The following is a 400-nucleotide window of genomic DNA, read 5'->3' as shown; positions in this document are numbered from 1 at the left end:
TTTGAGCTTAAATCGTACCTTGAGCTTGTTGAATTAACAGGACGAATAATACGAGAGGATAAACGCGGGTATATTGATAATATGAACCTTCCTTTGCTTGAAAGGTTAAATATATCCCCAGAAAACTGGTTAAAACTGACTACGCAATTTACACGCGTATTTCATGGTGCTGTTGGCAAGCCAAGCTCACAAGTAAGTTATTGTGAAAATCTAAACAGAAAGCGGCGGGTGAATATCAGTAACTGCGAAAAGCTACTGGCATAAAACGTAAGCTACTCAGTAAAACTATTCAGTAATAAATCACAACTGCACCATGCAGCTATTTCCATGCGACGAATTTAATTTTAAGCGTTCTAATTTGTTCTTTACGGATGAAATGCAAGTAACCGAGCAGTGAAAG

Annotated in this window: 1 pseudogene; it reads left to right on the top strand. The window is 37.8% G+C overall.

The annotated features are described in order from the left end of the window. A pseudogene (locus tag DC53_RS21865) lies at positions 1 to 264 on the top strand (transposase); the annotation flags it as partial. Positions 265 to 400: the final 136 nt, after the last annotated feature.

Source organism: Pseudoalteromonas fuliginea (assembly GCF_000690055.1).
Classification (GTDB): Bacteria; Pseudomonadota; Gammaproteobacteria; order Enterobacterales; family Alteromonadaceae; genus Pseudoalteromonas; species Pseudoalteromonas fuliginea.
Note: the sequence above shows the minus strand (reverse complement) of the source record. Positions and strands in the feature narration are given on the sequence as shown.